The sequence below is a fragment of the Micromonospora sp. AMSO31t genome (assembly GCF_008868175.1).
Classification (GTDB): domain Bacteria; phylum Actinomycetota; class Actinomycetes; order Mycobacteriales; family Micromonosporaceae; genus Micromonospora.
Genome location: NZ_WBKT01000071.1, coordinates 1 through 14,840, shown reverse-complemented (window position 1 = coordinate 14,840; position 14,840 = coordinate 1). Strand labels below are relative to the sequence as shown.

The 14,840-nt window shown below is 76.3% G+C and carries 9 protein-coding genes; 1 reads left to right on the top strand and 8 read right to left on the bottom strand.

Going from position 1 to position 14,840, the window contains the following annotated elements; translation table 11 throughout:
- Positions 1-2 precede the first annotated feature (2 nt).
- The 7 genes from F8274_RS17265 to recN all read right to left on the bottom strand — a co-directional run bounded on the left by F8274_RS17265 (position 3) and on the right by recN (position 10,107).
- A complete protein-coding gene (locus tag F8274_RS17265) occupies positions 3-2,348 on the bottom strand; it encodes a hypothetical protein (RefSeq protein ID WP_151463424.1) in 2,346 nt (781 codons plus the stop codon).
- On the bottom strand, positions 2,348-3,481 hold the full coding sequence (locus tag F8274_RS17260) for a glycosyltransferase family 4 protein (protein ID WP_151463423.1): 1,134 nt from the start codon (positions 3,479-3,481) through the stop codon (positions 2,348-2,350). Before F8274_RS17260 ends, F8274_RS17265 begins: the two co-directional genes overlap by 1 nt.
- Complete coding sequence (murJ, locus tag F8274_RS17255) at positions 3,478-5,172, bottom strand: murein biosynthesis integral membrane protein MurJ (protein WP_151463422.1); 1,695 nt, start codon at positions 5,170-5,172, stop codon at positions 3,478-3,480. The genes F8274_RS17260 and murJ overlap by 4 nt, the downstream gene beginning before the upstream one ends.
- Position 5,173: 1 nt before the next feature.
- Positions 5,174-6,037 carry a hypothetical protein gene (locus tag F8274_RS17250; protein WP_151463421.1) on the bottom strand — a complete coding sequence of 288 codons (864 nt, stop codon included), beginning with the start codon at positions 6,035-6,037 and terminating at the stop codon, positions 5,174-5,176.
- 46 nt (positions 6,038-6,083) lie between these two features.
- Positions 6,084-7,025, bottom strand: coding sequence for a copper transporter (locus F8274_RS17245; RefSeq protein ID WP_151463420.1), 942 nt, complete (start codon positions 7,023-7,025; stop codon positions 6,084-6,086).
- Between the two features lie 27 nt (positions 7,026-7,052).
- The gene (gene steA / locus F8274_RS17240) at positions 7,053-8,231 is read right to left on the bottom strand and encodes a putative cytokinetic ring protein SteA (RefSeq protein WP_151463419.1); all 1,179 of its coding nucleotides are present in this window, start codon (positions 8,229-8,231) and stop codon (positions 7,053-7,055) included.
- Between the two features lie 118 nt (positions 8,232-8,349).
- Positions 8,350-10,107: a DNA repair protein RecN gene (recN, locus tag F8274_RS17235; RefSeq protein WP_151463418.1), complete on the bottom strand. Its 1,758-nt coding sequence runs from the start codon at positions 10,105-10,107 to the stop codon at positions 8,350-8,352.
- Positions 10,108-10,186: 79 nt separating this feature from the next.
- Between recN and F8274_RS17230 the strand changes: the two genes are divergently transcribed.
- A complete protein-coding gene (locus F8274_RS17230) occupies positions 10,187-11,170 on the top strand; it encodes a helix-turn-helix domain-containing protein (RefSeq protein WP_151463417.1) in 984 nt (327 codons plus the stop codon).
- Between the two features lie 67 nt (positions 11,171-11,237).
- Here the strand turns inward: F8274_RS17230 and F8274_RS17225 are convergent.
- Positions 11,238-14,840 (bottom strand): S8 family serine peptidase (locus F8274_RS17225; protein ID WP_151463416.1); only part of this gene is annotated, 3,603 nt, incomplete at its 5' end.

Below are 14,840 nucleotides of genomic sequence, written 5' to 3'. Positions count from 1 at the left end.
CCTCAGCCGGCGGGCACCTCGGTCGATGCCGGGCCGGGCTGGGCCGGCACCCGGGGCGTCCGGTCGGCGGCCGCGTCCGGCGCCCGCGTACCCCGTTCGGAGCCCGCCGGAGCGCCGTCGGCGACGGTCGGGTCGGGGTCGCGGCCGGCCGCGCCGCCCTCGCCGGAAACCTCGGCCGCCCGTCCGCCGTCGGGCCCGCTCGGGCCGCCGGGCGGGGCGGACCCGCCCTCGTCGCCCGGGCGGCCGCTGCCGGGCTGGGTGCGGTCGGTGGAGTGGTCGAGCACCCGCAGGGCCGCCAGGGCCGCCATGGGGACGACCAGGGCCGCCGCCGCCCCGGCCACGTCCAGCGCCGAGCCGCCCAGCACACCGCCCAGGCCGGCCGCCACCGCGGTGCCGGCCATCGCCGCCCGGATCGCCGGGTAGATGCCGAACAGCCGCATGAGGCCGCCCCACGGCTGGAGCAGGGCGAACCAGACCAGCGCCGCGCCGGCCAGGGCCAGGACGGTGAGCGGGCTGTTCACGAGGGTCTGGAAGTTGGCGGTGCTGGACCGGTGCACGGTCAACCCGCCGGTGCCGTCGCCGAGCGCGGCGAGGAACCGCCCGAGGCTCCCCCGCTCGGCCTCCGGCCGGCCCACGTCGACCACGGCGAAGCCGATGGTGACCGCCAGCCCGGCCATGGTGGCCCAGGCCAGCCGGCTCACGGTCAGCCAGCCGCCGGTGCAGATGGCGGCGGCGACGCTCACCCCGGCGGTGAGCGCGATCGCGCCGATCGAGTCGGCCCCCAGGTAGGGGCTGCCCACGATGACGACGGCCGCCCCGCCGACCGCGACCATCACCATGGGTCGCCAGGCCCGGCGGACCCGCTGGGCGAGCCAGCCGCCGCAGAGCAGCGAGCCGGCGATGAACACGCCCAGCCCGACGGTGCCCAGGCCGGCGTACCGGCCGCCCTCCAGGGCCGAGTAGCCGATCACGCCGTTGAGCTGCAGGCGGGAGCCGGTGAGCACGTCCACCCCGACCACCAGGGTGGCCAGGGCGGCCACCGCGCCGAGCGGGCCGAGGGTGCGCTCGTGGCCGGGCGTGAACCGGACCGCGGCGGTGCCGCCGACGGTCAGCAGGGCGGTGACGGAGGCGAACCACCAGCCGGCGTGCGACAGGCGCCACCAGGGCACCGCATCGGCGAGCAGGGCGGCCGGCACGGCGAGCGCGGCGGCGATCAGCAGCAGTTCCACCGCCGCCACCACCCGCCGGGACACCGGCGCGGGCCCGTGCGGGCCGGCGTGCCGGCGGGCCCGGCGCAGCAGCGGCAGCACGGCCACGGCGAGGGCCACCTGGGCGGCGGCGAGCAGGGTGAAGAACCAGCCGGCGACCCGGCGCTGGGCGGCGGCCTCGCGGTCGGCGTCGGAGGGCGCGTCGATAGCGGCCCGCAGGTCGTCGGGGCGGTCGCCCACGGAGACGGCGGGTCGGCCGAGGAAGAGCCGCTCGGGCATGGGCCGGCCCAGGGCGGCCAGCGCCGTGGGGGCCAGGTCGACCAGTTGCAGGTAGCCCTCGCGGGCGGTGCTCGGAGAGGTCAGCCAGCCCCGGCCCCAGCCCGGACCGTCGGCCACCGCGACGTGCAGCCGGGACGGGGTGTCGGTGTCCGAGACGCCGGCCACCAGGACCAGCGAGCGGGGCGGCCGGGCGGCCAGCACCCGGGCGAGCTGGGCGTCCACCTGGCGGGCCTGGGCGGCCCGGTTGGTCGGGTCCTCGCCGTCGACGGTGCCCAGGTCGACGATGCTCAGCACACAGGAGCCGAGCAGCTTCGCCGGGTCGGCGGGGAGCACCGGGGCGTACCGGTCGACCCGGCCGAAGGGGCGCGCGGCGGCCACCGCGGCGCCCGGACCGACCGCCACCGAGCAGCGCACCGACTCGGACAGCGCGCCCGGGGTGGTCCCCCAGGAGAGCCGGTCCTGGTTGTAGGCGACCACGCTCTCCTGGTCGGGCAGGTTCGCGCCGATCCCGTCGGGCTGCTCGACGGTCACCCCGGTGGCCGGGCAGCCCCCGCCGGGCCGGCTGCCCTTCCAGGCGGCGAAGTTGCCGGCGCCCAGGGTCAGCCAGCCGTCGACCGGGCAGGTGGGCCGGTGCGCGGAGCGGACGGAGAGGGAGCCGATCGAGCCCTCCTCGGCCATCCGCCACAGGGTGGGGGTGGTCTGCGGGTCGACGTCATCCCAACGCAGGCCGGCCGCTCCGGCCAGCACCACGAAGTCGGCGCTGCGCTCCGGCGCGCCGTCGTCGGGGCGGGCGGCCAGCGCGGTGATGCCGAGTGCCACCACGACCAGGGTCAGCAGCACCGGGGTCAGTCTGCGCAGCATCACCGGGTCCCTGTCGAGTGCTCGGGCGTCAGTTCGGCGTACAGGTCGGCGAGGGCGCCCGTGGTGTCCGCCTCGGTCGGCCAGGTCGCGGCACGGGCGGCGCCCCGGCGGGCCAGGTCGGCCCGGCGGGCCTCGTCGTCGAGCAGGTCGCGCACCGCCGCGTCGACGGCGTCCACGTCGCCGGCGGGCACCAGCACCGCGGCGTCGCCGACCAGCTCCGGCAGACCGCCGACGGCGGTCGCCACCAGCGGTACGCCGGCACCCAGCGCCTCCTGGGCGAACAGCTGGCGGGCCTCCCAGTCGCTGGTCACCACGGCGAGGTCGGCGGCGCCGAGCAGGTCGGCCACGTCGGTGCGGTGCCCGAGCAGGGTCACCGGCGCCCGGGCGGCCGAGATCCGCGCGGCGAGCGGGAGGTACGCGGGCCCGCTGCCGGCGATCACCACGAGCGGCGCCGGTTGCCGGGTACGCCACCGGGCGGCCGCGTCGACCAGGATGTCGTACCGCTTCTGCGGGTGCAGCCGGCCCACCGAGACGATCAGCGGCCGGTCGGCGGCGACCCCGAACTCGGCGCGGACGGCGGCCCGGCGGCGGCGCGGCGCGGGCAGCGCCGGCGCGGCGACCGGGGCGAGGCGGGCGTCGGCGGCGCCGAGCGCGGCGGCTCGTTCGACGAGGTCGGCGGAGGCGCCCAGAGCGACCCGGACGTTGCGGGCGACGATCCGCTCGGCGAGCCGGGACAGGGTGCCGCGCAGCCCACCGGCGAGCACGGCGTTGTGCCAGGTGACCACGAGGGGGGCGGGCGGCCGGGCCAGCAGGGCCACGAGGCCGGCGCGCAGCCCGTGGGCGTGCACCACGTCGACCGGCGGCTCGGCGAGGGCCCGGCGCAGCGCGGCGACGGCCCGCGCGTCGGCCGGGGTGGGGCTGGCCGGGATCTCCACCGGCGTGAACCGGGCGCCCACCCCGGTGAAGTCGAACTGGTCCTGGGTGGCGGCCGGGCCGCAGACCAGCACGGACGCGCCGGCTTCGGTCAGGCCGCGGGCGATCGAGCGGACGTGCTGCCCCACCCCACCGGTGCTGGAGGCGAGCACCAGGGCAACCGAGCCGGGCCACCGCGGCGCCGACGAGGCGTCCGTCATGAGGAAACGGTCTCCTTTCCGTCGCCCCGCTCGCCGGGACGCTCGTCCTCCCGCGGGCCGTCGCCCCCGCCGGGCGGGCGTCGCCGGCCGAGCCGGCGGGCCACGGCCCCGAGCAGCGGCCGGAGGTCGCGCGCGTCGGTCAACCAGGCGACGGCGAGGAACAGCGCGCCGACCACGACCCCGGACAGCATGCCCTGAACGAGGGCCTGCCCTGTCGTCGGGGTCCCGTGGGCGAGCCCGGCGAGTCCCCGGGCGGTGGCCGCCCCACCGAGGCCCGCGACCGCGGCGGCCAGCAGGCCGGCGGCCCCGGCGCGCCCGACGCCGGCCAGGGCGGACCGGCCGGCGGCGCGGACCACGGCGGCGACGAGCAGCCCGCCGAGGAGCAGCATGCCGGCGGAGGTGGCCAGGGTCACGGCGAGCACCCGGTCGGCGAGGGGCAGCCGGTGCCCGAGCAGCACGGCGAGCGCCGGCACGCTGAGCCAGCCGAGCGCGGTCGCCACCGTGGCCGACCGGGTCTCCCCTCGCGCGTAGAGGGCCCGGGTGAGCACCGCGAACAGGCCGTAGCCGAGGAGTCCGGGGGCGAAGCCGGCGATGCCCGCCGCGGCCGTGGCGGCGTCGGCGGGGTCGAAGAAGAAGTGCCCGACCGGGATCGCCGTGCCGACGAGCGCGGCGGCCCCCAGCAGGCTGAACAGCATCACCCCGCGGACCGCCGGGGCGAGGGTCTCCCGGTAGGCGCGCTCGTCGCCGGCCGCCCGGGCCGCCACCAGCGTCGGGTACGCGGCCACCGCCAGCGGGACGGCCAGCACCGCCCACGGCAGGAAGTAGATCGTCTGGGCGAGGTTGTAGACGCCGACGTCGGCGGTCCGGCCGTAGGTGACCTGGTTGAGCGCCACGACCAGCGCGATCTGCTGGGCCGCGACGGTGACCACCCCGGCGACGGCCAGCCCACCGACCCGGGCCCGGGCGTCGGCGGGGAACCGGAAGCCGAGCCGCGGCCGCAGCCCGAGCCGGCGCAGCGGGACGAGCAGGGACAGCGAGAGCACCACCACGCCGAGCGTGGTGCCGCCGGAGAGCAGCAGCTCACCGCCGGCGCCGACCTCGCCGACCCCGGCCAGGCGTCCCTCCGCGGCGGTGAAGCCGAGGTAGACCACGATGACGGTCACGCTGGACAGCAGCGGGGCGATCACCGGCCAGGCGAACCGGCGGTGCGCCTGGAGCACGCCGGTGAGCACGATGCCGACGCCGTAGAGCGGCAACTGGGGGGCGAAGACCCGCAGCATCCGCGCCCCGACCTCCTGCTGGGCGCCGTCCAGGCCGGGGCCGAGCAGCCCCAGCAGCGGGTCGGCGAGCAGCGCCACCAGCACCGCGAGCGGCACCAGCAGGCTGAGCGTCCAGGTGAGCAGGGCGCCGGTGGTGGCCGCGACCGCCCGCCGGTCCCCCGCGTCGACCGCGCCGGCCAGCAGCGGTACGACCAGGCTGGCCAGCGCCCCGCCGGCGACGATCTCGAAGATGAAGTTCGGGACGTAGTTCGCCACGAGGTAGGCGCCACCGAGGTCGGTGGGGGCGAGCGTCCAGGTGAAGACGGCGGTGCGGCCGAAGCCGGCCAGCCGGCTGACCACGGTGAGGACGGCGATGAGGGCGGCCGCTCCGGCCACGCGGCCGGCTGCGGCGAGGGGTGCCGGTTTCGTCACGTCAGTCGGCGAGCCGGCCCAGCTCGTCGAGGTGCCGCAGCCCCGGGGTCCGCTGGATCACCTGGGTGAAGCTCACCTTCTCGCTGGCGGCGGTGAGAGCGGCGAGGACGGCCAGCACGCCGGCCCGGCCCAGTGGGCCGGTCCGCGCCGCCAGGCTCACCCCGAGCACCGCGCCGAGCGCGTTGGCGCCGCTGTCGCCGAGCATGACCCGCTCGTCGAGGTCCTCCCGGACCAGCCCGGCGGCCGCACCGACCGCGCCCGTCGCGATGCCCCCGAACGGGCCGCCCGCGAGGGGCGCGCCGAGCAGCATGCCGGCCTTGAGCGCCCGGCCGGGGCGCAGGTCGAGCAGGTTGACCAGGTTGGCGGTGCCGGCCACCACGCCGGCGCCGAGCAGCACGTCGAGCCCGCGGCGGAGGCCGCCGGCCGCCTGCCGGCGGGGGTGCCCGGCGACCCGCGGGTCGGCGGCGAGCAGCACCGCCGCGCCGAGGCCGGCCGCGCCCACGCCGGCGATCTTGACCAGCCCGGCGGTGACCCGTCCCTCGCGCAGCGCGGCCAGGTGCCCGGCGAAGCCCTTGGCGGCCTTCTGGTCGGGGCGCGCGCCCACGACGTCGTCGTAGAGCCCGACGGAGCCCGCGCCCACCCCGGCGAGCAGGGCGGCCGCGCCCGCCGGAGCGCTGCCGGCGCCGAGCGCGCCCGCGGTGGCCGCGCCGACCGCGAGGGCGGGGCCGGCGGCCAGGGTGACCGTGCGGCCCCGGAAGTTCGTGCGCTCCAGCGCCGGCGCGCCCGGCGAGGTGCACACCTCCCGCAGCACGTAGCGGGCGGCCAGCGCCCCGGCGCCGACGGCCAGCAGCCGACCGAGTCTCACGCGACCCCTCCGATCCGGATGTTCAGCGCGACGCGGCACGGACCGGTCACTGGGGCAGTCTAGGCAGCAGCGCGGCCGCGTTGTCGCCGACGCCGTACTGGCCGGCCTTCTTCTCGGTCAGCTGCTGCACCATGGCGAGGCTGGTCACCAGCTGCCCCTGCACGGTGTTGGCGTTGTCGACCGTCGAGATGGTCTGGGACAGCACCGGGTCGCCCCGGACCACGGAGACCACGTTGCCGCCCGCCGAGCCCATGCCCCCGACCACGATCGCGCCGGTCCGGTCAAACTGCTCGGCGATCTTCACCACCGACTCGTCCTTCTCCGCCGAGTACTTGTCGACGTAGGGCTGGCCGCTCACCAGCACGACCGCCTCGGCGGCGCCGCCGATCCGGTCCTGCGGGGTGAGGTAACCGGAGTTGGTGTACTGCTGCACCACCGCCCGCCGGTCCGCGTCGGTGACCGCCGGGCTGCCCTGCGGGCGGTCCAGCAGGACGCTGGCGAGCAGCGCGCTGGAGGTCTCCACGCCGTGCCCGTTGCCCGGCAGGCCGGAGGTGGGCACGCTGTTCGGGCGGGCCGCCGTGACGGCCAGCTCCAGCAGGTTGTTGTTGCTGTCCGGGTTGATGAACTTGTCCTGGACGTCGATGCGGGCGGTGACGTTGGCCCCGGCGAGCTGGAGCATCTTCACCACGCCCTCGGTGTGGTCCCGGCCGCTGGGCAGGCTGAGCACCAGCACCCGCCGGCCGTTCAACTTGCCGGGGAGGATGACCTGCGCCATCTCGGCGGCGAAGTCCTCCTCCATGTCCAGTTCCTTCTGGAGGCTGTTGACCGACTGGCGCATCAGCGAGTTGTCCTTGCTGAGCCCGTTGACCCGCTCCTTGAGCGAGTCGGCCACCGGACCGTTCAAAGCGGCCGTGCCGACCACCAGGCCGATGGCCAGCGCCAGGAAGACCGCGGTCAGGGACACCACGTGGTAGCGGAAATTGATCACGCTTGCAGCCTCTTGATCGTCGGGGAGCTAGAAGATCTGGCCGAGCTGGAACACGAAATTGTCCCACCACTCCGACACCACACCCAAATACGCCTTCCCGACTGTGGAGACCGCCACCGCGGAGGCCATCGCGGCCACCGCCGAGAGGATGAGCAGCAGCAGTGAGGAACCGGAGATGCTCTGCCGGTAGAGCCGGCTGACGCCCTTGGCGTCGACCAGCTTGCCGCCCACCTTCAGCCGGGTCAGGAAGGTCGAGGCCATGCCGCCCCGGCCCTTGTCGAGGAACTCCACCAGGGTGGCGTGGGTGCCGACGGCCACCAGCAGCGACGCGCCCTTCTCGTCGGCCAGCAGCATGGCCAGGTCCTCGCTGGTGGCCGCGGCGGGGAAGGTGATCGCCGGCACACCGAGGCCCTCGACCCGGGCCAGGCCCGGCGCCCGGCCGTCCGGGTAGGCGTGCACGATCACCTCGGCTCCGCACCGCAGCACGTCGTCGGTGACCGAGTCCATGTCACCGATGATCATGTCCGGGGTGTAGCCCGCCTCGACCAGCGCGTCGGCGCCGCCGTCCACGCCGATCAGCACCGGCTTGAACTCCCGGATGTACGGGCGCAGCACGTCCAGGTCGGCCTTGTAGTCGTAGCCGCGCACCACGATGAGGCAGTGCCGGCCCTGGACCTGGGTCTGGATCTCCGGCACGCCGACGCCGTCGAGCAGCAGGTCGCGCTCCTGCTTGAGGTAGTCCATGGTGTTGGCGGCGAACGCCTCCAACTGCACCGACAGCCCCTCGCGGGCGTCGGCCATCGACTTGGCGACCGTCTCGGCGTCCTGCAGGGCGCCGTGCGCGACCGGCTCCTCGCCGACGAAGACCGTGTTGCCCTCGATGCGCACCAGGTCGCCCTCGCGGATCTGCTCGAAGACGCTCTCACCGAGGTCGTCCAGGAGCGGGATGCCGGCCGAGATCAGCACCTCGGGGCCGAGGTTCGGGTAGCGCCCGGACACCGACGGCTTGGCGTTGAGCACGGCGGCGACACCGACGGCCACCAGCGAGTCGGCCGCCACCCGGTCCAGGTCGACGTGGTCGATGACCGCGATGTCGCCCGGGCGGAGCCGCCCGACCAGCCGTTTCGTCCGGCGGTCGAGGCGCGCGGTACCGAGGACTGAGCCCGGTTCCGCGTTCCGGGTCCGGCGCAACGTGGGTAGACGCATCGTGACCATCCTGGCATGTGAGGCATGTTTTGCTGTCGCGACATGCCTGAGCAGGGCCGCCTACCCAGGGAAGCACACCGGAGCGCACGCCGGTGTGCTTGCGCTCACAATCTCGGGATCACGGGCGCCTTTCCTTGGCCGCCACGGCCAGGAGCTCCTCGGCGTGCGCGATACCCAGATCCGAGTCGGGCAAACCGGCGAGCATCCGCGCCAGCTCGCGGGCGCGCTCAGTGTCCTCCACCACCCGGACGCCGCTGGTGGTGACCGCTCCCCCGGTGTCCTTCGCCACCACCAGGTGCCGGTCGGCGAACGCCGCGACCTGCGGCAGGTGGGTGACCACGAGCACCTGGTGGCTGCGGGCCAGCCGGGCCAGCCGGCGGCCGATCTCCACCGCGGCCTGCCCGCCGACACCGGCGTCGACCTCGTCGAAGACCAGCGTGGGCGGGCCGCCCGAGCCGGCGAAGACCACCTCGATGGCGAGCATCACCCGGGACAGCTCGCCACCGGAGGCGCCCCGCTGCAACGGCAGCGCCGGCGCGCCCGGGTGGGCCAGCAGCCGCAGCTCCACCTCGTCGGCGCCGTCCGGCCCGACGCCGGCCTCGACGCCGTTGACCGGCAGGCTGGGCTCGGCCCGCCCGGCCGGCCGGGGCAGCACCGCCACCTCGATGCGGGCGTGCGGCATGGCCAGCCCGGCCAGCTCGACGGTGACCTGCTCGGCGAAGCGGACCGCGGCCTCCTGCCGGGAGGTGGAGACCCGCCCGGCCAGGTCGGCCACCTCACCGGCGAGCCGGGCGGCCTCCCGGTCCAGCTCGTCCAGCAGATCGTCGGAGGTGTCCAGGTCGGACAGCCGGGTGCGGGCCCGCTCGGCCCAGGCGATCACGCCGTCGACGTCGTCCGCGTACTTCCGGGTGAGGCCGCGCAGCGCCGCCCGGCGCTCGTAGACGGTCTGCAGGCGGGCCGGGTCGGCGTCGAGCGCGGCCAGGTAGGTGGACAGTTCGGCGGAGACGTCGGTGACCAGGGTGGCCGCCTCCTCCAGCCGGGCGGCCAGCTCGCCCAGGGCGGGGTCGGTGCCGGCCTGCGCCTCCAGGGTGCGCCGGGCGGTGCCGAGCAGCGCGGTCGCGTCGGGGGTGTCGTCGGCCGCCTCGACGCCGCCGGCCACGCACTGCTGGGCCACCTGGGCCGCGGTGCGCAGCCCCTCGGCGTGCTCCAGGCGCTGCGCCTCCGCCTTCAGCTCGTCGTCCTCGCCCGGCTGCGGGTCGACCCGGGTGATCTCGTCGAGGCCGAGCCGGAGCAGGTCGGCCTCCTGGTTGCGCTCGCGCGCGTTGCGCCGCCGGTCGGCCAGGTCGTCGACCACCGCCCGCCACCGGGTGTGCGCCTCGCGCAGCGCGTCGAGCAGCTTCTCGTGCTCCGGGCCGGCGAACCGGTCGAGCGCGGCCCGCTGCTCGGCCGGGCGCAGCAGGCGCAGCTGATCGGACTGGCCGTGCACGGCCACCACCTGCTCGCCGACCTCGCCCAGCATCGACACCGGCATGCCGCGGCCGCCCAGGTGCGCGCGCGACCGGCCCTCGACGGTGACCGTGCGGCTCAGCAGCAGCGAGCCGTCCTCGTCGGGTTCGCCGCCCGCGTCGGTGATCCGGGCGTGCACCGTCCCGGCCACCCGGCCGTCCAGGCGCAGCCGGCCCTCGACCACGGCGCGGCCCGGTTGGGCCCGGACCCGGCCGGCGTCGGCCCGGCCGCCGAAGAGCAGGCCGAGGCCGGTCACCACCATGGTCTTGCCCGCACCGGTCTCGCCGGTGATGACGTTCATCCCGCCGGTCAGCGGCAGCGTGGTGTCCTCGATGACGCCCAGTCCGGTGATGCGCAGCTCTTCCAGCACAGCACCCGACAGTAGACGCGTCCTCCGACACTTGACCAGCCGGCGCGGTGCCCGTGACGGGGTCGTACAGTTCTGCCCCGTGCTGGACGTGATCGGCCTGACCCCGGACGAGGAGCGGCTCTACCGCTGCCTCGTGCAGCTCACGACCGCGCGGGTCGGCGAGCTGGCCGAGCGGCTCGGCCTCTCGAGCACGGACATCCTGGCCCAGCTCGAAGCCCTGCGCGGCAAGGGACTGGTGCTGCCGGCCGGGCCGGAGCCCGACGCGCCGCTGCGGCCGCTGGCACCCGACGTTCCGCTCGGCGAGGCGCTGCTGCGCCGCCAGGAGGCCCTCGAGTCGGCCCGCGCGGCGGTCACCCAGCTCACCGAGGAGTACCGGGCCGGGATGCGCCGGCACGACGCCGGGCACCTGGTCGAGGTGGTCACCGGCGCCCGGGCGCTGCGCGAACGCCTGCGCGACCTGCAGAACGGCGCCCGGTCCGAGGTGCTCTGGTTCTGCCGGGCGAACCCGCTGGCCATGCCGGGCCAGGAGAACGTCGAGGAGTTCGACGCGCTGGCCCGCGGGGTGCGCTACCGGGCCATCTACGAACGCGGGATGCTCCTCGAACCGGGCGCCCTCGCGGACGTCGAGCAGGGCGTACGCGCCGGTGAGCAGGCCCGCGTCCTCGACCGGCTGCCGGTCCGGCTGGCCATCGTGGACGGCCGGACGGCGGTCTGCCCGCTGGTGCCCGAGCGGGGCAGCGGCGAACCGACCGCCGCCGTGATCGGCCGCAGCCAACTGCTGGACGCGCTGCTCGCCCTGTTCGAGAGCCACTGGCTGATGGCGACGCCGCTGGGCCCGGCCGCCCCACCGGTCGCCCCCGACGGCGACGGCCACCGGCCGGACCCCGACGAGGCGCGGCTGCTGTCACTGTTCGTGGCCGGTGTGCCGGACAAGTCGATCGCCTCGCAGCTCGGCGTGAGCCGGCGCACGGTGCAGCGCCGGCTCGCCGACCTCATGGCGCTCGCCGGCGTGGACACCCGGCCGGGGCTGGCCTTCCAGGTCGCCCGCCGGGGCTGGATCTGACCAGGCCGCCCGCCGGGGCTGGATCCGAGCCGGGCGGGGCGGCGCCGGGCCGCCCCGCCCGCCCCGCTCAGCGCAGCCCGTACGCGTTTAGCACGGTCTGCTCGACGGTGTTCCCGGCGCGGTCCCGGCCGCGGGTGCGCAGCGACACCGTGCCGTGCCCGGCCGGCACCGCGGCGGTGAACCGCCTGCCCGAGCCGTGCACCGGCACCGCCCGCCAGCTCCGCCCGCCGTCGAACGACACGTCGACCCGGACCTGGCCGCCCGTCGGCGCCGGCAGCCCCGCCGGCTGGCGCAGCGTCAGCTCCAGCCGGTGCGGCCGGCCGGCCACCTCGCCGCGCAGGTCGGCCGGCACCCGGTAGTCGACCTGGAGCAGCGGCAGTGGCCGGGCGGCGTCCCCGGCCGGGCGGGCCGAGGTGAACTCCCAGGCCGTCTCGGTCCGCGTGGCCCACCGCCACTCCGCCGAGGACCGCCCGGTGGTGACGTCCAGCCGGTAGCGGGCGGCGCCCGGGGTGGTGGGCACGGGCGCCCAGCCGCCGGAGAGGTCGGCGATCTGCTGGCCGTCCCGGCTCAGCCGGCGCTCGACGGTGTCCTGCTCCTCGCCGTACCCGGCCGGGCTGTAGTGGCCGTCCGCGTCGACGAACTCGGCCACCCGCAGGTCCAGGACGTCACCGGTGCGCGTGGGCACCGGCGCTCCGCCGGTCGCCGGCACGGCGGGCCGGACCACCGGGGCGTGCCAGGTCTCGGTGACCCGGTCGTCGGCGGCGTACCGCCGGGGCTGCCCGGCGAGCCCGCCGAGCAGCGGCCCCCAGGACCAGGTGAGCTGGTGCAGCACCCGCTGCTGCCACCAGGAGTCCCCGGCACTGACGAACTCCTGCCGGGTGGTGCCGGTATGCACCATCCGCTGGTCGTCGTTCCAGGAGTACTCCTGCCAGGGGCGCCAGCCGAACCGCTGCTCGGTGGCCCAGTCGGACCCGCCGGTGTCGGCGTAGCGGGCGGTCACCTCGGCGGTGTTGTTCGCCGTCACCCGGTGCACGATCCGCTCCGGGACCCGCCCCTTCGACACCTGCCACACGTCGTACAGGTAGGGGCTGTCCACGGTCAGCGTCACGTCGAGGGTCGCGCGGCCGCTCTTCGCCGCCGCGATCATCCGCTGTCCGTCGTCGTTCGCGACCACCAGCGACGGGATCGGCAACCGATCCCCGTCCGGGCGCCAGACCGTCCACGCGCTCCGGTCCGCCGGGCGGACGATGAGCACCATGGCGGCGCCGGCCGCCGTGGCGTCGGCAATCTGGTCCTCCTCGGCGCGGTCGTAGCTGCCGGCCACCAGCGCGGCCGCGCCTCGGGCCCCGGCCCGGGCCAGCTCACCGGCGGTGCCGTCGCCCGCCCAGACCAGCCGGAGCTTCCGCCGGCCCGCCGGAGCCGGCGACTGGCTCAGCAGGTTGATGTCCAACGGACCGGCGACCTTACCGACCTCGGCGTCCACCATGGGCGCCACCAGCTGCCAGCGGGAGGCGAACTCGAACTCGCCCCGGCTCACCGGCCGCGTCGGGGTGACGTTGACCTGCTGGGTCGTGCTGAAGTTCATGACGCCGTGGTCAACCTGCCGGCCGTTGCCGAAGATCCGGTGCTCGTAGAAGCTGATCGCCGCCCGCTGCTCGGTCGGCTTCGGCGTCTCGATCCGCACCGGCGTGCCCTTGCGCGGGTCGAGGACCACCGTCAGGTCCCGGTCGACCATGAGCTCGGGGTCGGTGACCAGGGTGATCTGCTCGTCCAGCGGGGCGCCGTGCTCGATCAGGCCCTCCAGCAGGTACGGACCCTCCTCGACCTGCACCTGCCACCCCGTGGGGGGAAGCCAGAGCAGCTGGTCCGAGTCGGAGTGCTCACCGAAGAGGGTGACCACCGGCGAGAGGCCGGGCTGCCCGGCCATGTCCAGGGCGCGCAGGGTGACGGTGTGGATCGGGCCGCTGAGAGTGAGCCCGACGGCCGTGCGTACCGCGACACCGTCGGCGCCGGTGGCCACCAGCCACCCGCTGTGCACTCCCCGGTCCAGCTTCGCCGGGTCGGCGTGCAGCGGGACGTTCACGCTGCCGCCGGCCGGGACGGTCACCTCTGTGCCGTCGAGCGAGATCCCGTCCGGCTCGGCGGCGCCGCTGTCCAGGTTGCGCAGCTCCAGGGCCAGCCGCAGGGTCTGCGGGGCGGCGGTGCCGTTGGTGTACGTCACGGTCCGCTCCGCCGCCGCGCCGCCGGTGTTCACTCGGCCGAAGTCGGCGGTGGCCGAGCCGTACACCCGCTGGCTCAGCGCGCGGGCCACGTCGACCCGGCCGCCGCCCTGCTCGTAGACGGTCAACGCGGCGTTCGGCTTCGTGGTGCTGACCAGCGCGTCCTTGAGCTTCCCGGCGGTCCAGTCCGGGTGTTCCTGGGCGAGGATCGCGGCCGCGCCGGCCACGTGCGGGGTAGCCATCGACGTCCCGGACGCCCGGGTGTACGCCTCGTCCACCGGCGTACCCATGGTGGTGCCGGAGGCGCGGGCGGCGACGATGCCGACACCCGGCGCGGTGATCTCCGGCTTGAGGCCGTTGTCGCCCACCCGCGGGCCACGGCTGGAGAAGTCGGCCAGGTTGTCGTCACGGTCCACCGCGCCGACGGTGAGCGCGGCCGCGGCCGCGCCGGGCGACCCGACGGTGCCCGCCGCTCCCTCGTTGCCGGCGGCGATCACGAAGAGCGTGCCGGTCTCGGCGGTGAGGTCGTTGACCGCCTGGCTCATCGGGTCTGTGCCGTCGGTGGCCGGGCCGCCGAGGCTCATGCTGATCACCTTCGCGCCGGAGTGGGCGGCCCACTCCATGCCCGCGATGATCCCCGAGTCGTAGCCGCTGCCGCCGTCGTCGAGCACCTTGCCGATCAGGAGCCGCGCGCCGGGCGCGACGCCCTTGCGCAGCCCGTCGGAGGCCGCGCCGCTGCCGGCGATGGTGGAGGCCACGTGGGTGCCGTGGCCGTGCCCGTCGCGGGCGCTGCCGCTGCCCGTGAAGTCCTGCGCCTCGGCGATCCGACCGGCCAGGTCGGGGTGGGTGGCGTCGACGCCGGTGTCGAGCACCGCCACCCGGACGCCGGTGCCGTCCCGGCCAGCCGCCCACGCGGCCGGGGCGCCGATCTGCGGCACGCTGTGCTCGAGCGCCGGGTGCACCCGCCCGTCGAGCCAGATCCGGGCGATGCCACCACCGAGGCGGGGCGCGGCGCTACCGCTCCGGGCCGCCGGCGTGCCGCCCAGTGTGGTCCACAGCCCATCAAGGTCGGCCTTGTCGACCCGCAGCGCGGCGCCGTTGATGCTCGGCAGCGCACGCGTCGCGGTGGCGCCGGCCAGCGCCCGGACGCGGCCGGCCGCCGGCTGCTGGTAGCGGACGATCAGCGGCAGCGCGCCCTGGGCGGCGTCGCCGTAGCCCTCGGCGGCCAACTCCTCCACGTCGAACAGGTCCGGGTCGAGCACCCCGGCGGAGAGGTACGGGACGACGTCGCTGGGCAGCACGCGCAGCCCGCCGTCGACCTGCACGGTATGGAAGGTGACCCGGTCCCGGCCGGGTCCGGGGTGGACCGTGGCGGCGACCCGGCCGGGCGCGGCCCGGACGAGGTCGACCTGGTCGCCGGTGATCAGGGTGATGCGGGCGGGTGCGGCGCC

Coding starts and splice junctions, on each gene's coding strand:
- F8274_RS17265 (WP_151463424.1), bottom strand. CDS start 2,348: ATGCTGCGCAGACTGACCCCGGTGCTGCTGACCCTGGTCGTGGTGGCA.
- steA (WP_151463419.1), bottom strand. CDS start 8,231: ATGCGTCTACCCACGTTGCGCCGGACCCGGAACGCGGAACCGGGCTCA.
- F8274_RS17260 (WP_151463423.1), bottom strand. CDS start 3,481: ATGACGGACGCCTCGTCGGCGCCGCGGTGGCCCGGCTCGGTTGCCCTG.